The sequence below is a fragment of the Streptosporangium sp. DT93 genome (genome assembly GCF_049844535.1).
In the GTDB taxonomy this organism is placed as follows: Bacteria; Actinomycetota; Actinomycetes; order Streptosporangiales; family Streptosporangiaceae; genus Streptosporangium.
Genome location: NZ_JBNCLF010000010.1, coordinates 139,306 through 161,682 on the forward strand (window position 1 = coordinate 139,306; position 22,377 = coordinate 161,682).

Consider the following 22,377-nt stretch of genomic DNA (forward strand, 5'->3'; position numbering starts at 1 on the left):
CCCGAAAAGAAGGACCAAAATGTCCCATTCCGCTCCGGCCTCCGCCGCTACGGGCACCCAAGAACTGAAGGCGGCCGTCGCCGCGATCAACGCGAGCGGCACGGTGCTGGACACCGCCGCCGCCAAGATCGTCGATGTCATCGGGCTGCCGTCGTTCCAGCAGGCGATGGCCGAACGTCCCGAACTCCGGGCCCTGGAGCCGCTGCGCGCGGTCGACCTGATCTCCTCCTCGCTGGCCGAGAGCCTGTTCGTCGGAGCGGCCGACGATCAGGACGTTCTCATCGAGCTCGACGGCGAGCTCGTCACGGTTCCGGCGGGGCAGCGCGAGCTGCTGCAGTCGGCGGTCACCAGGGCGCTCGGCGCGAAGATCGCCGCGGTGGGCACGCTGCTGAAGGCCAAGGCATGACGACCCTGTCATTGCTGCTGCGCCCGGCGCGGGTGATCGGCAGGTCGACGATCCAGCGGGACGCCACACGCAGGATGATCGCCGGGGCGAACGTTCCGGCGATCTCCGTCCGCTCCTACAGCACCGGCACCGGCGCCCGCCCGCCGGGGCCCAGCCTGAGCGAACTGATCGGCAACACCGTCTCCTTCCTGTGGGAGTACCTGTCGCCCGCCGCGTCCCCGCAGGCCGCCGTGCCCGTGACCCCAGCCTCGGTGCCGGTCCCGGCGCCGGCCGAGCCCGCCGGACCGCGGAAGGAGCCCTCCGGGCGCCCGGCGGACCCGTGGGCGGGTGAGGCGGCCTGGGTGGCCGTCGACAAGGACGGCATCAAGTGCAGGCCCGGTCACTACGAGAGGCTGTACCGCTCGCACCAGGTGGCGCCCGAGGTGCTGTTCCGCGACGGCATGCCCGCCCCGGGCGGCGACTTCAGCCTGAAGGCGCACCAGAAGCGCACCGGTGAGCGCGAGGGAACGGGCGACGCCTTCTACGGCGCCTGTCACGTCATGGTCTGGGGGGAGAACGAGGGGCCGGCGTTCGACATGGGCAACCGGTACATGTCGGTGCTCAAGGACGCCTACGGCTATGCCATGGCGAACCAGCTCGGTACCATCTCCATCGCCGAGATGGAGACCGTCGTGCACATGGTCCCACCGCACAAGATCGTGGCCGTGCTGGACAAGCTGACCGGTGACATCCACCTGAATCCGGCGAATCCGAAAGACCTGTCCGTCGAGCTCACCGGCCAGCTCACGAAGATATGGAACATCGGTCTCGACAGGGGCGTGTACGAGAAACCCGCGCATTCCTGACGTCGTATCGCGGTGAGACGGTCCGGGACGGTTCCCCGGGCCGCCTTCGCCGTGGCTTCACGGTGGCGGAGGTCCTTGCCCCCGCCGGGGTCTCGCGGTGCGGGTTCCGTGCCGTCGCCGCGGCCTCGCGGTGGCCGGGCCCTGTGCCGTTCGCCGTGGCGGGCCCGTCATGCCGGGTCGGCGGCCGGTGGGGCGGGCAGGCCGAGCTCGGCGAAGACCGGGCGGTGGTCGGTGTTCGCCAGGGAGTGGACGCCGAACGCCCGCACCGCCATGCGCGCGTCGGCGAGCACGTGGTCGATCGTCACCCCGGGGACCGGCGACCAGCCCCGCTGCGGCCAGGTGGCCGTCAGTCCGTGCCCGGTGACGTCGGCCACGTCGCGGTAGCCGCTGTCGAGCAGGTCGCGTACCTGCCGGTGGTCGAGGGTGGCGTTGAAGTCGCCGGCGAGCACCCGCAGCCCCCCGCCCGCCCGGGGCAGCGCCCGCAGCCCCTCGTCCCAGCAGGGGATCTTGTAGTCGTACCGGGGCGCGCAGGGGTGGACCGAGACGACCTCGATCTCGTGGCCGCTCGGGTGCCTGACGACCCCGCGCGCCTGCCGGAACCTGCCCAGCTCGATCATCGGCCTCTCGGTGACGGGATGCCGGGAGTAGATGCCGGAGCCCGACACCCCGGCGACCGCGCGGTCCACCACGTGCGGCATGCGCTCACGCAGCCCCGCCTTCTCCAGGCGCTCGCGCGCGTCCGGGGTGAGCTCCTGCAGGGCCAGCACGTCCGGGTCGAGGGAGCGGACGAGCCGCATCAGGGCGTCGGCGTCGCCCGCGCCGACGGCGAGGTTCGCGGCGAGCACCCGGAACCGTCCCTGCCAGGCGGGCTGGTCGGTGTCGCCGAAGTGGCGGGGGAGCACGGCCGTCGCCAGGACCGCGACCGTGACCAGGGCGAGGGCCGCGGCGGCCCAGCGGCGCAACCCCAGCGCGACCAGCAGGGGCAGCGCCGAGGCCGCCGCCACGTACGGTGTGAACGCCACCAGCTGCACCCACTGCCACACCGGGGTCCAGCCGCTCACCCTGAGCCCGGCCCACACCGCGCACGGCAGCACCACGAGCCAGACCAGCGCGCTCACCCGTCTCGATCTGATCATGCATCGGGAGGGTAACGGCATCGTGTGCAGTTTCGGTGGAGATCGCGGCGTTTATCCGCGCAGACGCCGGCGGCGGTCAGCGCCCCCGGGTGAGGTCGTAGGCCCCGGCGACCAGCTCGTAGGAGCGGATGCGGTCGGCGGGGTCGTGGACCATCGTGGTGATCATCAGCTCGTCGGCCTCGGTCCGCTTGCGCAGCTCCTCCAGCCCGCGCCGCACCTCGTCGGCGTTCCCCAGCACCACCTTGGACAGGTACTCGTCGAGGAAGTCCCTCTCGATCGGGCTGTAGGGGTGACTCTCGGCCTCCTCGGGCGTGGGGACCGGCTGCGGGGCGCCACGGCCCAGCCGCAGCATCGACAATCCGCCGGAACGGGCCAGGCGCAGCGCCCGCTCGGACGTGTCCGCCGCGACGGCCGACACGCCGATCATCGCGTACGGCCGGTCGAGGACGGCCGAGGGCCGGAACGACGACCGGTAGAGCTCCAGGGCCGGGACGGTGTTGCCCGCGCTGAAGTGGTGCGCGAACGCGAACGGCAGGCCGAGCGCGCCGGCGAGCCGCGCGCTGAAGCCGCTGGAGCCCAGCAGCCAGATCGGCGGGCGGCCCGACTCGGGGGAGCGGGGGGTCGCGACGACCCGCTCCAGCGGGTGGCCCGCGGGGAACGCGCCGTCCAGGAACGCGGTCAGCTCGGCGAGCTGCTCGGGGAAGTCGTCGGCGTCCAGGCCGTGCCTGCGCAGCGCCCGCGCGGTGGCGGGGTCGGTGCCCGGCGCCCGGCCCAGGCCGAGGTCGATGCGGCCCGGATGCAGCGCGTGCAGGGTGCCGAACTGCTCGGCGATGATCAACGGGGCGTGGTTGGGCAGCATGACGCCGCCGGAGCCCAGCCGGATGGAGGTGGTCGCGGCGGCCAGATGGGCGATCAGCACGGCCGGGGAGGAGCTGGCCACCGAGGGCATCCCGTGATGCTCGGCCACCCAGATCCGGTGGTAACCCCATTCCTCCGCGCGCCTGGCCAGCTCGGTGCTCGCCCGCAGCGTCTCGGTGGGGGTGATCCCGGCGCCGACGACGGCCAGCTCCAGGATCGACAGGGGTACCTCGCAGGAGCCGCGCGCCGTTCCGCGGATGTCGTCGTCGTGAGCCATGAAGGCGGCAACCCGGTTGGCCGGAGGTTTATTTCGGCCACCCCCTCATCCGCCCCGCGGCCGCTCCCTCATCCGCCAGGCGGTCACCTTCTCATCCGCCTCGTCCGCGCGGCGGGCATCGCCGATCTCCCAGGGCGTACGGATGGCGGGGGCCCCGCACCGGGCCCCCGCCGCTGCGGGCTCGCGGGGACTCCCTGTCGCTACCTCGCCTCGCCGGACGGGTCCGCGGACAGCGGGTCGGGTGCCCGGACGCCGGTGTAGACCATCGCCGGCGGTACGTTGCGCCAGACCGGCCCCAGGGTGCCCACGGTGGCGAAGGTCTCGTGCATCAGGCCGCGGAAGTTCCGGAACCGCTGGAACGGCATCACGGTCAGCGTGGTCACCGTGCTGAACATGCCTCCCGGGGCCAGCGAGGAGGAGATCTCCTCCAGGATGAGTCTCTGCTGCGCGTCGTCGAACAGGGTCCAGGGGAGGGAGGAGACGATCGCGTCGGCCTGAGAAAGACCCGCCTCTCTCAACAGTTTGCCCAGGTCACCGGCGTCACCGGTGATCACTTCCAGCCACGGCCTGGTGCGCCGCAGGTGACGGACCATGCCCTCGTTGACCTCCAGGGCGAGCTGCCGTCCGCCCGGGGGCATCCGGTCGCGGATGGCGTCGCTGATCACTCCGCCTCCGGCGCCGAGTTCCACGACCACGGCTCCGGGGCTGTCCGGGACGATTGACGCCGTCAGGCGGGCGATGGCCTTCGAGCTGGGCGCGATCGCTCCCAGCTGCTGGGGATTACGCATGATCGCGCCGAGAAAGGTGAGCGTGTCCCCACCGGCGGGACGAGTTTCAGACAGCATCGCCAGCTCATTCCCCCAGCTAAGAGGGTTATGCCAGTTTGAAGGGCTTTGATGAGCCACATGGTTTCGCCGGTCCCCGGACCTGGGCCTCCGGGTGACGCGGGGTCAGGGCTGGTCCCGTGGAACGTCGTCCAGGCCTCGCGGCGCGGCCGGGGAGGAGGGGGATCCCGCCAGTGCGGAGTGCCGGTAGGAGTACCCGAAGTACACGACCAGGCCGATCAGGAACCAGACCAGGAACCGTATCCAGGTCTGCCACTGAAGGAAGGTGATCAGCCAGATCGAGAACAGGATGCCCACCGCGGGGACCACGGGCATCCCGGGGCAGCGGAAGGTCCTGGGCAGGTCGGGCCGCCGCCGCCGGAGCATGATCACCGCCGCGCACACGACCACGAAGGCGAGCAGGATGCCGATGTTGGTCAGCTCGGCCGCCTGCGCGATGGGCAGGAACCCCGCGATGCCCGCGGAGATGAGACCGGCGAGCCACGTCACGCGCGTCGGGACGTGCCGCGTCGGGTGCGTCTTGGCGAACCACCCCGGCAGCAGGCCGTCCCGGCTCATCGAGAACCACACCCGGGTCACCCCGAGCATGAACGTGAACATGACGGTCAGGATGCCGATGATGGCCCCCACGGCGATCACGTCCGCCAGCGCCCTCAGGCCCACCGACTGGAACGCGGTGGAGAACCCGCTCTCCGGGTCGATCTCGGTGTACCTCTGCATGCCGGTCAGCACCAGGCAGGCCAGCACGTAGAGCACCATGGAGATGGCCAGCGAGTAGACGATGGCCCTGGGCATGTGGCGCCGGGCGTCCTTGGACTCCTCCGCCGCCGTGCTCATCGCGTCGTAGCCGAAGACCGCGAAGAAGACCGTGGCCGCTCCGGTGAAGGCGCCGCCGAGGCCGAACGGGAAGAACGGCGTGTAGTTGGCGGATCTGACGTAGAAGGCGCCGACGGCGATGACCACCAGCACGACGACGACCTTGAGGGCGACGACGGCCATCTCGAAGCGGGCCGCGCTGCGCATGCCGAGGTTCAGCAGGGCGGCGATCAGCAGGCACAGGACGGCGGCGAACAGGTCCACCCGGTGCCCGGCGCCGGTGCCCGGCGCCCCCAGCATCCAGGCGGGCAGCTCGACGCCCAGGTCGGTGAGCAGGAAGGAGAAGTAGCCGGAGATGCCGATGGCCACGACCGCGACGATCGCGGTGTACTCCAGCAGCAGGTCCCAGCCGATGAACCAGCCCGCCAGCTCGCCTAGCACCGCGTAGCCGTAGGTGTAGGCCGATCCGGCCTTGGGGATGAGCCCGGCGAACTCGGCGTAGGAGAGCGCGGCGGCGGCGCTCGCCACCCCGGCGATCAGGAACGACACCACGACGGCGGGCCCTGCCACCCCGTTGGCCACGGTGCCGGCCAGCGTGAAGATGCCCGCGCCGATGATGCCGCCGACGCCGATGGCGGTGAGCTGCCAGAGCCCCAGCACGCGGGTGAGCCCGCCCTCCCGGCCGCCTTCGGTCTCGTCGATCTCCTCGATCGGTTTCCGGCGGAACACCCCCGATTCCGTACGGGTCCCTGCCATGACGCATCCTCTCCCACGCCGGGCGGTCGCCGTGGCGACGCGCCCGGCCATCGGCACATACCCGTTCCGGTGCGCGATCCCCACATCGGCGGACGGTCTTGACCTTCCGGCGTGCCGCGACGGCGTCCGGTCCTCACCCGCCCCTGCCGGGAGACGGCCCGGCGAGGTACCGTCGTCTTATCGGATCCCGGTCATGAGGGGAGCCGCCATGCCAGACGATTCCGATCACGTGCTCGACTCCATCGACGGCGCCGTCGACGAGTGGCTCGCCATGAGCGACGACTCGATGCGCTGGACGCCGCCGGAGAAGGCACAGGCCAAGCCCGTGCTCGGCCTGCCGGTGCCGCAGCTGCCGCAGGTGCTGGAGAACCTTCTCCACGAGGTGGAGGCCCGTCTGGGCCCGCCCGCCCAGGCGGTGGTCGACGCCTTCCGCCCGCTGGGGGAGGGGGTGGCCGACGCGGTCTCCACGTTCCTGGACAGCCCGCCGGTGCGGCAGCTGCTGGACCCGTCGCGCGATCCCGGGTCCGCCGGTCCGCGGGAGGTGGCCGGCTCCGTGGACGGACCCGATCGGGGAGGCGCGGCCGTCTGGGCCGAAGCGACCGGCGCACACGAAGCGACCGGTGCACACGACGTGACCGGTGCACACGACGTGACCGGTGCACACGACGCGGCCGGTTCGCAGGACGCGATCGGTGCGGGAGGCGTGGCCGGCACGGAGGGCGCGGCCGGCCAGAAAAACGTGACCGGCGGGGACGAGGCCGCCGGCCCGGGGGACCGGGCGGCGCCGCCGGCGTAGGGGACCCGGCCGTTCGCTCCCGGAGGGGCCGGCGGAGGACGCTCCGCCCCGGCCGGCGGCCCGATCCACGTCCTGACCTGGCCCGATCACGCCCCGACCTCGAACCCGCCCAAGATCGGACATAGGCCGACGCGTAGAGTTTCCCGATGAGGGCAGGTGGCATGACCGCCCGAGGCGGAGAGGTGGACGCGTCCGATCACGCGGCGTGATCCGATCGCTTCACTTCTCCCAGAAGTGGCCCGTGAAGTGCGGAACCCCTTTTTTCGGGCAAAGGATAAAAAATCCCGATAAGTCGGCGTACTTCTGGAGTGATGAAATGGCGGGTCTGGCGGGGCCGATCGCAGTCGGCGTCGAAGAGGAGTTTCACGTCGTCGATGTGGAGACCCGGCACCTCGTTCCACGAGCCGGCGTCCTGCTGGAGCAGTTACCGGCCGACCGGTTCACCCACGAGCTCCAGCGCTCGGTGGTGGAGGCCAACAGCAGGCCGTTCGTGCGCCTGGAGGACCTCGGTCACGACCTGACCGCGCTGCGCCGCACCGTGATCCACGCGGCCGACGGCCTCGGCCTGGGGATCGTGGCGGCCGGCAGCGTGCCGCTGGTCGACCTGGAGGCGCTGAAGATCTCCCCCGACCCCCGCTACGAGCAGATGCTCGCCGACTACCAGCTCCTCACCCGCGAGCAGCTCATCTGCGGCACCCAGGTCCACGCCGACGTCGAGGACCGCGACCTCGCCGTCGCCGTGGCCCACCGCCTGGCCCCCTGGCTGCCCCCGCTGCTCGCGCTGAGCTCCAGCTCGCCGTACTGGCTGGGCTCCGACACCGGCTACGCCAGCTACCGCCCGCTGCTGTGGCAGCGCTGGCCCACCGCGGGCCCGGTGCCCCGCTTCGAGTCGGCCGCCGAGTACGACCGGGTGGTGGAGGACCTCATCGCCTCCGGCGTGATCACCGACCCGGGAATGATCTACTTCGACATCCGGCCCTCGGCGCACCTGCCCACCATCGAGCTGCGGGTCTGCGACGCCTGCCCCCGGGTGGGCGACATCGTGCTGATCGCCGGGCTGTTCCGGGCGCTGGTGGCCCGGGAGCTGGACGCCGTCCAGAACGGCCCGGAGCGCACGGTCCGGCTGGAGATGGTCCGCGCCGCGTCCTGGCGGGCGGCCCGCTCCGGTCTGGAGGGCGAGCTCGTCGACCCGATCGAGGGCACCCCCGCCCCCGCCTCCGAGGTGGTCCGGCGGATGATCAACGGCCTGCGCCCGCAGCTGGAGGAGTGCGGCGACTGGGAGCTCGTCACCTCCCTGGCCCGGGAGTCGCTGGCCAGGGGGAGCTCCGCGGCCCGCCAGCGCCAGGCGTTCGCCCGGAGCGGCAAGCTGGCCGACGTGGTCGACCTGGTCGTCGCCGAGACGCGTTCGGAGGAGTGGGAGACCGCCTTCGGCGGGCCGACGCCCAGGATGCACACCAGCCTCCTGGACGGCTACGACGCCCCCGGCGACGAGGCGATCATCGAGGGCACGGTCCGCGAGCCCTACCAGCCGATCGTGAGCGTCCTGGACCGCATGGGCGTCGACGGCCTGCGCGAGACCGAGCGGCGCCGCGACGACCACCAGCGCCGCCACGGCATGACGTTCCAGGTGGAGGGCGGCGGCGAGAGCCGGATCTTCCCCTTCGACCTCGTGCCCCGGCTGGTCCCGGCCGACGAGTGGACCGAGATCCAGCGGGCGCTGCCGCAGCGGATCCGGGCGCTGGAGGCGTTCCTGCACGACGCCTACGGCGAGCGCCGGATCATCCGCGACGGCGCGATCCCCGCCTGGGTGGTCGACGAGTCGCCCGGCTACCACAAGTCCGGCCGCAGGGTGCCGAACGGCACGGTGCGCTGCGCCGTGGCCGGGCTGGACCTGGTCCGCGACAGCGTCGGCCGGTGGGCGGTGCTGGAGGACAACCTCCGGGTGCCCTCGGGCCTGGGCTACTCCGTGACCAACAGGCGGCTGATGGCCGCGGTGCTGCCGGAGCTCCTGCCCGGTGACGCCGCCGCCGACCCCCACGAGGGCCTGGGCACGCTGCGCCAGGCGCTGCTGGCCGCGGCCGGCGGCGACCCCGAGAGGCTGGCCGTGGTCACCGGCGGCCCGCAGGACTCCGCCCACTACGAGCACCGGATGCTCGCCGAGGAGATGGGCGTGCCGCTGGTGCTCCCCTCCGACCTGTCCTTCAGGAACGGCCACCTCGAGGTCGCCGGGCGCCGGATCACGGTGCTCTACCGGCGCATCGACGAGAACGACCTGCTGGAGGGGACGCTCGGGCTGGAGATCATGGACGCCGTCGAGCGGTCCGCGCTCGTCCTGGCCAACGCGCCGGGCAACGGGCTGGCCGACGACAAGTGCCTCTACCGGTACGTGCCGCGCCTCATCGAGTACTACCTGGGCGAGCAGCCGCTCATCGACAACGTCACCACCTACCTGTGCCGGGACGCCGACGACCGCGAGCAGGTGCTGGACCGGCTGCCCGAGCTGGTGGTCAAGCCGGTGGACGGCTTCGGCGGCCAGGGCGTGGTGGTCGGCGCCGACGCCTCGGCCGAGGAACTGGACCGGGTCAGGGAGACGATCGTCGCCGAGCCGGAGAGGTGGGTCGCCCAGGAGACGGTCCGCCTGTCGACGCACCCCAGCTTCGACGGGGAGCGGCTGAGCCCGCGCGTGGTGGACCTTCGGGCCTTCGTCTGCTTCGGCGAGACCGCGACGGTGCCGCCGACGGCCCTGACCCGCGTCGCCCCGGCCGGGAGCATGATCGTCAACTCGTCCCAGGGGGGCGGCTCCAAGGACACCTGGCTTCTGAGGGGGGATGCCGATGTGCGGCCTCAGCGGTGAGTTCCGGTTCGACGGCCGTCCGGCGGACGTCGCCGCCGTGACCCGGATGAGCGAGACGATGTGCGACCGCGGCCCGGACGGGGCGGGCCTGTGGTCGCACGGCCCGTTCACGTTCGGCCACCGGCGCCTGAAGATCATCGACCTGTCCGAGCGGGGCGCCCAGCCGATGGTCGACGGCGACCTCGGCCTGACGGCGGTCTTCAACGGCTGCCTGTACAACTACCGCGAGCTCCGCGAGGAGCTGCGGGGGCACGGGTACCGCTTCTTCTCCACCTCCGACACCGAGGTGCTGGTGAAGGCGTTCCACCGCTGGGGAGCCGGCTGCGTGGACCGTTTCGCGGGCATGTTCGCCTTCGCCGTGGCCGAGCGGGACACCGGGCGGCTCACGCTCGGCCGCGACCGGCTGGGCATCAAGCCCCTGTACGTCGCCGGCGACGCCGACCGGCTCCGGTTCGCCTCGACCCTGCCCGCCCTGCTGGCGGGCGGGGGCGTCGACACCGGCATCGACCGGACGGCCCTGCACCACTACATGACCTTCCACTCGGTGGTGCCCGGCGAGCGCACCGTCCTGGCCGGGGTGCGCAAGCTGCCCCCGGCCACCGTGCGCACCGTCGAGCCCGACGGCACCGTGACCGACCACCGCTACTGGCGCCCGCCCTACACCCGCTCGGCCCTGCCGGACATGGCCGGAGCGAGCCCCGGGGAGTGGCGCGAGGCCGTCCTGGACCGGCTGCGCACGGCCGTACGCCGCCGCATGGTCGCGGACGTGCCGGTGGGGGTGCTGCTCTCCGGCGGCCTGGACTCCAGCCTGATCGTCGCGCTGCTGGCCGAGGAGGGGCAGGCGGGGCTGTCGACGTTCAGCATCGGCTTCTCCTCGGCCGGGGGCGAGCGCGGCGACGAGTTCGGCTACTCCGACCTGATCGCCGCCGAGTTCGGCACCGACCACCACCGCATCCCGATCGACGACGCGCGCCTGCTGCCCGCCCTGGAACGATCCGTCGGGGCGATGAGCGAGCCCATGGTCAGCCACGACTGCGTCGCCTTCCACCTGCTGTCGCAGGAGGTCTCCCGGCACGTCAAGGTCGTCCAGTCCGGGCAGGGCGCCGACGAGGTGTTCGCCGGCTACAGCTGGTACCCGCCGCTGGCGGGCGTTCCCCGCGAGCGCGCCGCCGAGGTCTACGCCGAGGAGTTCTTCGACCGCACGCACGACACGCTGGCCGGGATCCTCACGCCGGAGTACATGCCCGAGGAGGACGTCAGCGGCGAGTTCGTCCGGCGCCACCTGGCCGGGCCCGGCGCCGACACCGCCCTGGACGCGGTCCTGCGGCTGGACACCGAGGTCATGCTCGTCGACGACCCGGTCAAGCGGGTGGACAACATGACCATGGCCTTCGGGCTGGAGGCCAGGACCCCGTTCCTCGACCACGAACTGGTCGAGCTGGTGGCGGCCTGCCCGCCGGAGCTCAAGCTCGCCTCCGGCGGCAAGGGCGTCCTGAAGGACGCCGCCCGGGGGCTGCTGCCCGCCCAGGTCGTCGACCGGACCAAGGGGTACTTCCCGGTCCCGGCCGTCAAGCACCTGCACGGGCCGTTCCTCGACATGGTCGGCGACGCGCTCACCGCCGAGGCCGCCCGGTCGAGGGGGCTGTTCGAGCCGACCTACGTCGAGAAGCTCCTGACGGCACCGGACGAACATCGCACTACCCTTGGTGCGAACGCGTTGTGGCAACTCGGACTCCTGGAGCTGTGGTTGCAGGCACAAGGAGTCTGATGGCCGAAATCCTCGGTGCCCGTCCCCGTCCCTCGATGGGAACGGGCCTGGCCGCCCGGAGCTGCCGGGCACCCGCCCTGGCGCCGGACCTGAGCGCCGTGGCCTTCGTCGACGACAGGGACGGCTCGCCGCGCGTCTGGATCCAGCCCCTGGGGGCGGACCTGGAGGAGTGGGAGCCGGGGGAGGACGGGCCCGAGGGCCCGCCGGGCAGGGGCGCCTGGCCGGTCGACACCGGCTCCGAGCCCGTCGCCGACGTGAGCTGGTCGCCCGACGCCCGGAGGCTGGCCGTCCTGGTCGTGCCCGGCGGCGGGGAGCACACCCAGGTCTGGACGGTCCGCCCGGAGGGCGGTGACCTGCGGCCGCTGTCGGCGCCCGAGGGCGGGTCGGCGTCGTTCGTCCGCTGGACCGGGCAGGGGGAGATCCTGCTCGTCGCCGAGGTCACCGCCTCAGGCACCACCGAGGCGGTGCTGGTCGACGCGGGCTCCGGCGGCCGGGAGGTCATCGCCGACGGGGCGCTCATGCACCCGGCGTCGGTCAGCCGCGACCACCGGCGGATGCTGCTGCGGCGCGGCCCGCGCGGCGTGCGCAGGATGTACGTGGCCGACCTGCCCGCCTTCCCCGGCGGGCTCCCGGGCGTCCCGGCGATCGAGCACGACGGGACCTTCCCCTTCGCCCACCCCGCCCCACCGGCCGCGACCAACGGAAGCAACGGGGCCAACGGAACCAGCGGGACCGGGATCGCCGGGATGATCGAGGCGGCCGCACCCCTGCCCGGCCACGGGGTCACCGGGCTGGCCGCGGCCCTCTCCGGCCCCGACCAGCCGGCGGCGGGCTCGTCCGCGGGCCCCGACCCCGGCCTTCCCGGCGATCTCACCCCCGGCGCCGGATCCGCCCCCTCCCCGCTCCCGCCGGCCGGGCTCCGCTCGGACCCGCCGGCCGGGCACCTGGCCGACGTGCCGCCGGGCCTGCCCGCCGGGCTGCCCGACGAGGCCGCGGGCGACCTGCCGGGGCCGGGGGAACGGCCGCTGCTGGCCGGGCTGACCGGCACCACCGACTACGGGATCCTCGCGCCCGACGGGATGACCGCCTACCTGCTCTCCGACGTCGGCCGCGACCGGGCCGCGCTGGTCGCGGTGGGCGAGGACGGCGTCCCGGCGGTGCTGGCCGAGCGCCAGGACGCCGAGCTGGACCAGTTCGCGCTGAGCGCCGACGGCCGGCGCGTCGTCCTGCTCTGGAACGCCGACGGCCGCTCCGCGATGGAGGTCATGGAGCTGGGGACCGGCCTGACCCGCCCGCTGCCGTCGCCGCCCGCAGAGGTGGTCACCTCGATCAGGATCTCCCTGGACGGCACCCTGGCGGTGCTCGCGGCCGAGGGGCCCGACCGGCCCTCGCACGTGCTGCTGTGCGACCTGGCGACCGGCGGCTACCGGCGCGTCGCGGGGGCCGGACGCGTCGCCGAGGCGGCCGGGGCGGAGCTGATGCGCTTCCAGGCGCGCGACGGCATGGAGCTGACCGGCTGGCTCTACCGGGTCCCGGACGCGTCCGGCCCGACGCCCTGCGTCGTCTACCTGCACGGCGGCCCCGAGAGCCAGGAGCGGCCCACCTTCAACCCGCTGTTCCAGAACCTGCTGGCCGCCGGGATCGGGGTGCTCGCGGCCAACGTCCGCGGCTCCTCGGGGTTCGGCCGGGCCTTCCGCAACGCCGACAACCACGCGCTCCGCTTCGACGCGATCCACGACGTGGCCGACTGCGCCATGGAACTGGCGCGCGCGGGCGTCGCCGATCCCGGCCGGATCGCCTGCATGGGACGCTCCTACGGCGGCTGGCTCACGCTGGCCGCCCTGGTCACCCACCCGCGCCTCTTCCGCGCCGGTGTCGACGTCTGCGGCATGGCCGACTTCGAGACCTTCTACGAGCGGACCGAGCCGTGGATCGCCGCCGCGGCCGTCAGCGAGTACGGCCACCCCGTCACCGACCGCGAGCTGCTGCGGGCCCTGTCGCCCCTGCACTCCTTCGACCGGCTGGAGGCCCCGCTGCTGATCGTGCACGGCGCCCAGGACACCAACGTCCCGCTGCACGAGGCCGAGCAGGCCCTGCGGGCGGCGCGGGAGCGCGACGTGCCGTGCGAGCTGCTGCTGTTCGAGGACGAGGGGCACGAGATCCGGCAGACGGCCAACCGGGCGACGTTCGTCAAGAACGTCGTCGAGTGGTTCGGCTGGCACCTGGCCGTTCCCGACCGGGGCTGAGGACGCGCCCGGAGGCTTTCGCGGGCCAGGGCCGAGGACCGGCCCGGGGCGTTCGCGGGTCACGATGCCCGGGGGACGGTGGTCGGGAACCCCGCACCTCGGCACTCGCCTCGTGGGATCTCACGCGGTGCCGTCGTGGAGCGTGATCGCGTAGCCGTCGGGGTCCAGGAGGGTGAACGTGCGGCCGAACGGCCCGTCCACCGGTGGCGTCATGATCGTGACCCCGGCGGCCACGAGCCGGTCGTGCAGGGCCTGGGCGTCGTCGGCGTGCATCCACAGCGAGACCCCCACGCCGGGGCGGGGGGAGGCGGCGGCCAGGTCGGTCCCCGGCAGCGGGGTGCGGACCGCGAACGCGATCGGGCGGGTGTCGAACACCACCGCTCCGGGCGGGCCGGCGGGCAGCCGGCGCAGCCCGAGGTGGGTCTCGTAGAAGGCGGCGGCCCGGTCGAGGTCGGCCACCTGCACGGCGAGGAAATCCGGTCCGGTCACGGTCATGTCGTTCTCCCTCTGCGCATGTCAGTATCCTGACATGCGGAGAGTATGTCAGGATACTGACATGAGGCAAACCGAAGAGGGAGAGATGCTCGGAGACGTGGACCGGTCGGTGGGCTACCTCCTCAAGCAGGCCGCCCTCGCGCTGCGTTCCGCGATGGACACCGCCCTGAGTCCCCTGGGGCTGACCGTGCCGCAGTACGCCTGCCTGGAGCAGCTCGGGCAGCGGCCGGGACTGTCCAACGCGCAGCTCGCCGAGGCCGTGTTCGTCACCCGCCAGTCCATGAACCTGGTGCTGCGCGGCCTGCAGGAGCGAGAGCTGGTCACCCGCCCCGCGACCGCGCCGCGCGGCCGGGCCCTGCCCAGCCACCTCACCCCCGCGGGCCGTGAACTGTGGCAGGCCGCCAGCGTCGCCGTCCGCGCCGTCGAGAAGCGGATGCTCGCCCCGTTCTCCCCGGCCGGTCAGGAGGCGCTGCGCCGCGATCTCGCCGCGTGCATCGCCGCCCTTCCCGCGCGACGGCACCCCGAGGGGTGATCGGCCGGGCCGGGGGAGCGCCGGTGTGACGGGTGGTGGGTCAGCGGGCGCCGCGGCCCAGGTGCATGCTCAGCCGCACGTGGGAGCGTCCGTCGGCCTGGCGGATGCTGAACTCATCGCATATCTGGCTCATCAGCCACAGCCCGAACCCGCGGGTCGCGCGGGGCGGGGGTCGCTCCCGGCTGGCGTCGCAGGGGGCGAGGCGACCGGCGTCGTCGGCGACGTCGACGGTCAGGACCTCCTCGTCCTGCCAGACGCTCACCGTGCCCGACGCGCCACCGTGCTCCAGGACGTTGATGGTGGCCTCGTGGGCGGCCAGCAGCAGGTCGTCGCGTCGCCGGCCGGTCAGCCCTCCCTGGTCGGCGTAGCGGGCGAGTCGCCCGCGCAGGCCGGTCAGGTCGTTCGTGATCGGCCACTGTGCTCGCCTGCTGGTTCTCACGTCGATTCCCCCATGTGCGTCCGTGTCGTCGCCGGGGGGCTACCGGTACGCCGACCAGGATCCGAACGGTCGCTGAAGTATTACGTCCAGGTAACTACCCCTGCTGACCTGGCTAATCATCGATCATGGCCGGGAAGGCTCCCGCTCCTGGTAGAAGCCCTCCGGCTCCGGACGGCGCGGGGCTCGCAACGAGAGGGCGCCCTGAGGCGAGCTGCGAATCTACATTGTAAAGGGGGCGGGTCGTGACGGATACCACCCGCGTGCGGGGACAGGGTCTCGGCGCCCGCCGATGGACATCGTGGCCGTCCGGGCGAGGGAGCGTTCCAGGCATGCCGGGCCTTGTGGCCCCCGGCGGCGGCCGGGGAAGCCGGTCTTCCCCTCATTTCTTCCTCTTTGCGGGCCGGTGCTGATAACAGATCGGTAAGACCGTACTGTCATGGCCCGCATACAGTGTGTGATTTTTGCCAGGCTGGGGCAGGTCGGACGCGATACGGGAGGCGAGATGCTCGATGGGCACGATCGGACTCACGGCCACGGCCCGAGGACGAGGCCGCGGGGTCGCATGCCGTACGGCGACCCACCGCCGTCCGGCGGGCCCTCCTCTCCCTCCCCGCCTCCGGAGGCCCTTCCGGGCGGGGGAGGGATCGCGGGGGAGGGGGCGTCCGGAGGACGTGCCGGGGCGGTGGCCGACGACCACGCGGCGGCCCGCGCCCGGACCTATCTCGACAGCAGGCCGTTCTCCACGCCTCCGCCGCCGGGCCCGTGGCGGCGGCCCTGGGTGCGGCTCTCCCGTGACCGGCTGCTGCGACCGGCGCTGATCGCCGGGTTCCTCGTCGCCGCAGGGGTCGGCGTCTGGTCGTCCGGCTGGTCGCCGTGGGCGGGGACGCCACCCTCCGGGGGGCGCATCCTCGCCGGTCACGACACACCGACCGCCCCGCCGCCGTCGACCCCGCCGTCGACCCCGCCGTCGGCCCCCTCGTCGGCCTTTCCGCAGGCCACGGCGACGGCCGATGCGCGGCAGGCGCCTCCCGCGAAGGAGGGAGGGCCCGCGAAGGACGGCGGACCCCGCGCGGGGGAGGGGCGGGCGGGCCGGGACGGAGCCTCGCCGCGCGGGCGGAGGTTCCCGTCCGAGCGGGCCCTGCCGGGCGCCGGTTCCCCGGCCGTGGGACCCCGCGAGAACGGGTGGGTCAAGCGGATGGGGGCGAACGAGCAGGCCGGTCGGTCCGGCGGCGGCGATCACGGTTCCCCTGGGGCCGGTTCCACGGCGAGCGGTTCTCGGGGTGGCACCGGTTCGCAGGGTGGCGCCGGTTCGCGAAGCGGTGGGACGGGCGGTCCGGGAAACACCTCCGGAGGGACCGGGAGCACCGGGCGGCGGGAGGGCGCGGCCGTGCCGGAGAGGACGGGCGCCGGGCGGGGCGCGGGCGAGCGGTCCCGGACCGCCGGGACAGGACGGTCGCGGGCCGGGTCGCCGGGGAACGGGTCACCGGGGAACGGGACGGCGGGGGGCGGGGCGCGAGCCCGCACGTCCAGGTCGCCGTTCCCGCAGGCCCCCGGGGGTGGCCGGCCGGCCGCGGGGATCAGCGCCGCCTACGCCTGCCGTCACCTGCCCCCGGGTGACTGGCGCCACGCCTACTGCGTGCGGGTCTGGAACGACTACAAGCACAGGAACGGCCTGCCCTAGAGGCTCTGTCGCGCGGGTCGCCGGTTCGGTGGTCCGTGTCGCCTAAGCAAATATTGCCTACCGTTTATGTAGGAATTAGGGTGATCCTACCGAGACGCATAGAACGGACACCGGCATGAGCATCATCGGCACCACATCCCGGCCCTCCGACCGGCCCGGGGCGCACGTGATCGCCGACGACGAGGAGGCGATCGCCACGGCCCGCCTGCTGGCGGACGAGTTCGCGACCGACGCCGCCGAGCGGGACGCCGAACGGCTGCTGCCCGTCGCCGAACTGGACCGGCTCTCCGCGAGCGGGCTGCTCGCGATCACCGTGCCGCGCGCGTACGGCGGCGCCGAGGTGCGCGCGGAGACCCTCGCCGAGGTGGTCCGCCTGCTGGCCTTCGCCGACCCGAACATCGCGCAGATCCCGCAGAGCCACTTCGTCTACGTCAACGTCCTGCGCCGCCAGGGCGCCCCCGAGCAGCGGACGTTCTTCTTCGGGGAGATCCTCGCCGGTGCCAGGCTCGGCAACGCGCAGTCCGAGGCCGGCACCAGGCACGTGCAGGACTACCGGACGCGGCTGGTGCCCGACGGCGAGGACGGCTTCCTGCTGCGCGGGGTCAAGCACTACAGCACCGGCGCGCTGTTCGCGCACTGGATCCCGGTACTGGCCCGGCGCGAGGACGAGACGCTGCACGTGGCGTACGTCCCGAGGGACGCCGAGGGGCTGACGGTGATCGACGACTGGGCCGGGATGGGCCAGCGGACCACGGCCAGCGGCACCGTGCGCCTCGACGACGTGCGGGTGCCCGCCGACCGGGTGGTGCCGCACCACCTGACGTTCACCGGGCCGCAGCTCCACGGCGCCGTCGCCCAGCTCCTGCACGCCGCGATCGACGTCGGCATCGCCGGCGGGGCGCTGGCCGAGGCACTGGAGTTCGTCCGTACCAAGGCCAGGCCCTGGTTCGAGAGCGGGGTGGACAGCGCCTCGGAGGACCCGCTGGTCGTCCAGCGGGCGGGCGAGCTGACGATAAAGGTGCGGGCCGCGGAGGCGCTCCTGGCCGTGGCGGGCCGCCAGGTGGACGCGGCGGCGGCGGATCTCACGGAGGCGTCCGCGGCGGCCGCCTCCATCGCGGTGGCCACCGCGAAGGCCTACGCCGACCCGGTCGCGGTCGAGCTGGGCGGCGCGATCTTCGAACTGGGCGGCACCCGCGCCGCCCTGGACGGGCTCAACCTTCACCGTCACTGGCGCAACGCCAGGACGCACACGTTGCACGACCCGGCCCGCTGGAAGGTCCAGCACATCGGCCGCTACGTGCTCAACGGGCGGCTCCCGCCCCGCCACGGCCTGCTCTGACGGATCCCGCCGCCCCCGGCGGCGACCGACGACACCCGGCCACGGCCACCCCCGATCGACCGCGCCGACCGCGCCGACCGCGCCCGACCATCCGGCGACCGACCCGACGACCACGACCGACCACCATGGAAGTGCCATGACACACCTGACGTTCCACTGGTTCCTCCCCACCTACGGCGACAGCCGCGACATCGTCGGCGGCGGTCACGGCCTGCCTCCGGGGGCGGCCGGCGGCGCGCGTCCGGCCACGCTGGCCTACCTGCGGCAGATCGTGCACGCCGCCGAGCACCTCGGCTTCGTCGGCGCGCTGACGCCGACCGGCGCCTGGTGCGAGGACGCCTGGCTGACCACGGCCATGCTCACCGAGACCACCGAGCGGCTGAAGTTCCTGGTCGCGTTCCGGCCGGGGCTGACCTCGCCGACCCTGGCCGCGCAGATGGCCGCCACCTTCCAGCGGCACTCGGGCGGGCGCCTGCTGCTCAACGTCGTCACCGGCGGCGAGAGCCACGAGCAGCGCGCGTACGGCGACTTCCTCGACAAGGACGCCCGGTACGCGCGGGCCGACGAGTTCCTGCGCATCGTGCGGGGACTGTGGCGCGGCGAGAGCGTCTCCTTCGCCGGGGAGCACCTGCGGGTGGAGGACGCCAGGCTGAACCGGGTGCCCGACCCGGTGCCCGACATCTACTTCGGCGGATCCTCCGCGATCGCCGGACAGGTCGCGGCCCGGCACGTGGACGCCTACCTGACCTGGGGCGAGCCGCCCGCCGCGGTCGCCGAGAAGATCGCCTGGGTGAACGGCCTGGCCGAGGCCGAGGGCCGCACGCTGCGGCTGGGCATCCGGCTGCACGCGATCAGCAGGGACACCTCCGACGAGGCCTGGACGCAGGCCCGCAGGCTGCTCGACGGCATCGACCCGGCCACGATCGAGAAGGTGCAGGCGGGTCTGGGCCGCAGCGAGTCCGAGGGGCAGCGGCGGATGCTCGCCCTGCACGGCGGCAGCCGCGACGGCCTGGAGATCTCCCCCAACCTGTGGGCCGGTGTCGGGCTGGTCCGCGGCGGCGCGGGCACCGCGCTGGTCGGCAGCCACGCCGAGGTGGCCGACCGGATCGAGGAGTACGCCCGCCTGGGCGTCACCGAGTTCATCATGTCCGGCCACCCGCACGTGGAGGAGGCGTACTGGTTCGGCGAGGGGGTGCTGCCGATCCTGCGCGAGCGCGGCCTGTGGGAGCACCCGGCGGTGGCGCCGGGCGCGCACGAGCCCGCGTCGATCCCGTTCGCGTCCACCGGATCCGGCTGAGCGGAGTCCCGGACGACCGGCCCGGGCCGGACCTGGGGGAAGGGGCCTGGTGGGAAGGAGCTCAGTAGCGGCCGGCCCGCCGCATGGCGCGGGGCCGGCCGTCGGGGTCGCAGACGATCCGGTAGAAGGGCGTGGCCCAGGCCGCGGTCCAGGGGGACATCGGCACGGGCCGGTACGCGCGGAGCCTGCCCGGCGGTCGGGGACCGCGGCGGCCTCCCTCGTACCAGTCCTCCAGGGCGGTGGCGCAGGAGGCGAAGGCGTCGAAGAAGGAGACCGGGTCGAGCAGGTCCTCGTCGGAGTCGCCGGCCCGCTCCAGGTGCTCGCGGGCCAGCGTCAGCCGCAGGTCCCGGGCGAGGCGGCGGGCGCCGTCCCCCAGGCCGCCGGGGTCGGCGGGCTCGCGGCCGTCGGGGGTCTCGTCCAGCACCGCGCAGGTCAGCTCGGAGTCGTAGGTCCACGAGCGCCGGTTGAAGTTGTCCGAGCCGATGGTCGCCCACACGTCGTCGACGACGCACACCTTGGCGTGCACGTAGACCGGGGTGCCCTCCCGGTTCTCCAGGCCGTAGATCGCGACCCGGTCGCCGCCCGCGCGCTTGAGGACCTCCAGGGCCTGGTTGCGGCCCAGGATCTGCGGTACGCCGCCGATCGGGCCGTCCTGGTCGGGGTGGAGCGGCAGCACGCTGATCATTCTCAAATCCGGGTTGGCCTTCAGCGCCTCGGCGAAGGACTCGGCGACCTGCGGTGACCACAGGTACTGGTCCTCGATGTAGATCAGGCCGCGGGCGCGGCGCAGCGCCTTGAGGTAGCCGCGGGCGATGCTGCGCTCCCCCCGCGGCGCGAACGCGTAGCGGGTCCTCCGGTGGGCGTAGGTGCGCAGGAGCTGCACGGCGTGCGGGCCGCAGGGGGGCGGATCGGGGGTCTGCGGCGGCATCGGGTCGGCCAGGGTGTCCTCGTGCCGCATCAGGTCGGCGACGCGGTGCACGGGGTTGCGGGTCAGCGGCTGGGGGTCGTCCCAGCGCTCGCGGAAGACGGTCTCGACGTCACCGACGGCCGGGCCCTGGATCGCGGCCTGCACGTCGTGCCAGGGCGGGCGGTCGCCGTACACCTTGGCCATGGGCGCGGCCTGGGCGTCACCGGCGTGGGAGGCGTCGTCGCGGCGGCTCCAGCACAGGTCGATGCCGCCGACGAACGCGATGTCGCGCCGGGGGTCGTCGCGGTGGCGCAGCACCACGAGCTTCTGGTGGTGCGAGCCCCCGACCGGGACGCGCATGTCGCGCAGGCACTCCCCGCCCGCCTCCTCGATGGCGTCGCCGAGGTGGCGGTTCTCCTCGGCGCTGAAGAACAGGCGGTCCCAGTGCGAGCGCCAGAGCAGGCCCTTGACCACGACGCCGCGCCGGGCGGCGTCCGCGAACACCCGGGCGACCTCGGTGCCGGGGCCGTCGAGCCGTTCCCCGGGGTCGCCGCGCCAGTCGGTGAACAGCAGCAGGTCCCCGGCGCCCAGCTCGCGCACGCGGGCGAGCAGCTCGGTGAAGTAGGGGGCGCCGTGCGGGATGGGACGAACGGTGTTCCCCCGCGACCAGGCGAGCCCGTCGTCGCGCCGGGTGTCGATCCTGGAGGCCGGGTTGCCACGCTCCTCGGGGGTGAGAAACCACGTGTCTTCGGTCATCGGGCTGGATCTACCCGGTTTTTACGTGATCTCACTCCGGCCGCCCGGCGGCCCGTGTCCTGTCCGTCTCGGCCTGCTTTCTGTGTTTCCTGCCCGGTCGCGTCGTATCATGAGGCGCGGAAAGGTTTTCGGGGTCACGTGTGTCCCGGGGAAGGCGCGCGTGACATGCCGTCCCACGGACTCGCGAATAGCACTGGACATGCCATGTTAATTACTGCTCAAATAGACTTTTTCGTGAAAATAATTACCCCTGCGTGAGGGCAGTCGAACACTTTCTGATGGTGGCGCATGGACACTGCTCTGTCGTTTCGCGTTCTCGGCCCGCTCGAAGTCCTGGTCGGTCAGCGACGGGTCTCGATCGGAGGGGCACGCCAGCGGATCACCCTCGCCGCCCTCGTCCTGCGCGCGGGGCGGGTGGTCCCCGTCGACCTGCTGGCCGAGGCGATATGGGGCGAGCACCCGCCGCCCACCGCCCGCCGCCAGGTGGTCATCTGCGTCTCCGGGCTGCGCCGCGCCTTCCTGGAGGCGGGCGCGCCCGCGGACCTGCTCGCGACCTCCCCGCCCGGGTACGTCCTGCAGGCCGACCCTGACGACGTGGACGTCCTGCTCGCCGAACGCCTCGCCACGAGGGCCCGGGCCGCCGAGGCCGCGGGGGACCCGGCCGGCGCGGCCCGGTGGTTCGCCGACGCGTGCGGCCTGTGGCGCGGTCCGGCCCTGGCGGGCATCGACAGCGAGTTCTTCGAGGCCGAGGCGCGGCGGCTGGACGACCGGCACCTGACGCTGACCGAGGAGCGCGTCCAGCTGGAGCTGGCCCTGGGCCGCCACCGGGAACTGATCGACGACCTCGCCGTCTTCGTCGACGCCAACCCGCTGCGCGAGCGGCTGCGCGCCCAGCTGATGCTGGCCCGGTACCGCTGCGGACGCCGGGCGGAGGCGCTCGACACCTACCGGGTGGGACGGGCGCAGATGGTCGACGAGCTCGGCATCGAACCCGGGACCGAGCTCCAGACCCTGCACGACTCCATCCTCCGCGACGACCGGGAACTGGTCGCGCCCCCCGTGCCGCCGCTGCGGGTCTCACCGGTGCCGCCGGGGCCGTCGACACCGCCTGGGCTTTCGGTGGCCCCCGATCGCGCGACCGCCCTCGTCCCGGGGGCCGTCCCCGCCGGGCGGACCGCCGAGACGGCACAGCGGCCGCCCTCCGGCCACGCACCCTCCGGCCACGCACCCTCCGGCCACGCACCCTCCGATCACGCACCCTCCGATCACGCACCCTCCGATCACGCACCCTCCGATCACGCACCCTCCGATCACGCACCCTCCGATCA

Annotated in this window: 19 protein-coding genes; 11 read left to right on the forward strand and 8 right to left on the reverse strand. The window is 73.3% G+C overall.

The window, feature by feature from the left end; translation table 11 throughout:
- Positions 1 to 19 precede the first annotated feature (19 nt).
- Together ACLQ2R_RS22160 and ACLQ2R_RS22165 are read left to right on the forward strand one after the other, a co-directional pair.
- Positions 20 to 406, forward strand: a complete 387-nt coding sequence (locus ACLQ2R_RS22160; RefSeq protein WP_425962229.1) for a hypothetical protein — start codon at positions 20 to 22, stop codon at positions 404 to 406.
- Positions 403 to 1,251, forward strand: coding sequence for a hypothetical protein (locus tag ACLQ2R_RS22165; protein ID WP_425962230.1), 849 nt, complete (start codon positions 403 to 405; stop codon positions 1,249 to 1,251). Before ACLQ2R_RS22160 ends, ACLQ2R_RS22165 begins: the two co-directional genes overlap by 4 nt.
- Before the next feature lie 167 nt (positions 1,252 to 1,418).
- Here the strand turns inward: ACLQ2R_RS22165 and ACLQ2R_RS22170 are convergent, their stop codons facing one another.
- From ACLQ2R_RS22170 to ACLQ2R_RS22185, 4 genes are all read right to left on the reverse strand, one after another.
- Positions 1,419 to 2,387, reverse strand: a complete 969-nt coding sequence (locus ACLQ2R_RS22170) for an endonuclease/exonuclease/phosphatase family protein (protein ID WP_425962232.1) — start codon at positions 2,385 to 2,387, stop codon at positions 1,419 to 1,421.
- Positions 2,388 to 2,463: 76 nt separating this feature from the next.
- A complete protein-coding gene (locus tag ACLQ2R_RS22175; protein ID WP_425962233.1) occupies positions 2,464 to 3,522 on the reverse strand; it encodes an LLM class flavin-dependent oxidoreductase in 1,059 nt (352 codons plus the stop codon).
- Between the two features lie 200 nt (positions 3,523 to 3,722).
- Positions 3,723 to 4,367 carry a class I SAM-dependent methyltransferase gene (locus ACLQ2R_RS22180; protein ID WP_425962235.1) on the reverse strand — a complete coding sequence of 215 codons (645 nt, stop codon included), beginning with the start codon at positions 4,365 to 4,367 and terminating at the stop codon, positions 3,723 to 3,725.
- 105 nt (positions 4,368 to 4,472) lie between these two features.
- Positions 4,473 to 5,939, reverse strand: a complete 1,467-nt coding sequence (locus ACLQ2R_RS22185) for an amino acid permease (RefSeq protein ID WP_425962237.1) — start codon at positions 5,937 to 5,939, stop codon at positions 4,473 to 4,475.
- A 208-nt stretch (positions 5,940 to 6,147) separates the two neighbouring features.
- Here ACLQ2R_RS22185 and ACLQ2R_RS22190 point away from each other — a divergent pair, with 208 nt between their 5' ends.
- The 4 genes from ACLQ2R_RS22190 (at position 6,148) to ACLQ2R_RS22205 (ending at position 13,603) form a co-directional block, all read left to right on the forward strand.
- A complete protein-coding gene (locus tag ACLQ2R_RS22190; protein WP_425962239.1) occupies positions 6,148 to 6,735 on the forward strand; it encodes a hypothetical protein in 588 nt (195 codons plus the stop codon).
- A 316-nt stretch (positions 6,736 to 7,051) separates the two neighbouring features.
- On the forward strand, positions 7,052 to 9,589 hold the full coding sequence (locus tag ACLQ2R_RS22195; RefSeq protein WP_425962241.1) for a glutamate--cysteine ligase: 2,538 nt from the start codon (positions 7,052 to 7,054) through the stop codon (positions 9,587 to 9,589).
- Positions 9,570 to 11,357: an N-acetylglutaminylglutamine amidotransferase gene (locus ACLQ2R_RS22200; RefSeq protein ID WP_425962243.1), complete on the forward strand. Its 1,788-nt coding sequence runs from the start codon at positions 9,570 to 9,572 to the stop codon at positions 11,355 to 11,357. The genes ACLQ2R_RS22195 and ACLQ2R_RS22200 overlap by 20 nt, the downstream gene beginning before the upstream one ends.
- The gene (locus ACLQ2R_RS22205) at positions 11,357 to 13,603 is read left to right on the forward strand and encodes a S9 family peptidase (protein ID WP_425962245.1); all 2,247 of its coding nucleotides are present in this window, start codon (positions 11,357 to 11,359) and stop codon (positions 13,601 to 13,603) included. Before ACLQ2R_RS22200 ends, ACLQ2R_RS22205 begins: the two co-directional genes overlap by 1 nt.
- A 120-nt stretch (positions 13,604 to 13,723) precedes the next feature.
- On the opposite strand, the gene ACLQ2R_RS22210 is transcribed toward ACLQ2R_RS22205, so the two are convergent.
- A complete protein-coding gene (locus ACLQ2R_RS22210) occupies positions 13,724 to 14,098 on the reverse strand; it encodes a VOC family protein (RefSeq protein ID WP_425962246.1) in 375 nt (124 codons plus the stop codon).
- A gap of 61 nt (positions 14,099 to 14,159) precedes the next feature.
- On the opposite strand from ACLQ2R_RS22210, the gene ACLQ2R_RS22215 reads away from it, so the two are divergent.
- Positions 14,160 to 14,630 carry a MarR family winged helix-turn-helix transcriptional regulator gene (locus tag ACLQ2R_RS22215; protein ID WP_425962248.1) on the forward strand — a complete coding sequence of 157 codons (471 nt, stop codon included), beginning with the start codon at positions 14,160 to 14,162 and terminating at the stop codon, positions 14,628 to 14,630.
- 40 nt (positions 14,631 to 14,670) lie between these two features.
- Here the strand turns inward: ACLQ2R_RS22215 and ACLQ2R_RS22220 are convergent, their stop codons facing one another.
- Together ACLQ2R_RS22220 and ACLQ2R_RS22225 are read right to left on the reverse strand one after the other, a co-directional pair.
- Entirely contained in the window at positions 14,671 to 15,069 is a 399-nt protein-coding gene (locus ACLQ2R_RS22220) for an ATP-binding protein (protein WP_425962249.1), read from the reverse strand.
- Between the two features lie 717 nt (positions 15,070 to 15,786).
- A complete protein-coding gene (locus tag ACLQ2R_RS22225) occupies positions 15,787 to 15,975 on the reverse strand; it encodes a hypothetical protein (RefSeq protein WP_425962251.1) in 189 nt (62 codons plus the stop codon).
- A 481-nt stretch (positions 15,976 to 16,456) separates the two neighbouring features.
- On the opposite strand from ACLQ2R_RS22225, the gene ACLQ2R_RS22230 reads away from it, so the two are divergent.
- The 3 genes from ACLQ2R_RS22230 to ACLQ2R_RS22240 all read left to right on the forward strand — a co-directional run bounded on the left by ACLQ2R_RS22230 (position 16,457) and on the right by ACLQ2R_RS22240 (position 19,386).
- Positions 16,457 to 16,750, forward strand: a complete 294-nt coding sequence (locus ACLQ2R_RS22230; RefSeq protein WP_425962253.1) for a hypothetical protein — start codon at positions 16,457 to 16,459, stop codon at positions 16,748 to 16,750.
- 115 nt (positions 16,751 to 16,865) lie between these two features.
- Positions 16,866 to 18,089, forward strand: coding sequence for an SfnB family sulfur acquisition oxidoreductase (locus ACLQ2R_RS22235; RefSeq protein WP_425962254.1), 1,224 nt, complete (start codon positions 16,866 to 16,868; stop codon positions 18,087 to 18,089).
- A 136-nt stretch (positions 18,090 to 18,225) separates the two neighbouring features.
- Positions 18,226 to 19,386: an LLM class flavin-dependent oxidoreductase gene (locus tag ACLQ2R_RS22240; RefSeq protein WP_425962256.1), complete on the forward strand. Its 1,161-nt coding sequence runs from the start codon at positions 18,226 to 18,228 to the stop codon at positions 19,384 to 19,386.
- 61 nt (positions 19,387 to 19,447) lie between these two features.
- On the opposite strand, the gene ACLQ2R_RS22245 is transcribed toward ACLQ2R_RS22240, so the two are convergent.
- Positions 19,448 to 21,049, reverse strand: a complete 1,602-nt coding sequence (locus tag ACLQ2R_RS22245) for a phospholipase D family protein (RefSeq protein WP_425962258.1) — start codon at positions 21,047 to 21,049, stop codon at positions 19,448 to 19,450.
- A 288-nt stretch (positions 21,050 to 21,337) separates the two neighbouring features.
- Here ACLQ2R_RS22245 and ACLQ2R_RS22250 point away from each other — a divergent pair.
- A partial coding sequence (locus ACLQ2R_RS22250; protein ID WP_425962260.1) for an AfsR/SARP family transcriptional regulator occupies positions 21,338 to 22,377 on the forward strand: 1,040 nt, incomplete at its 3' end.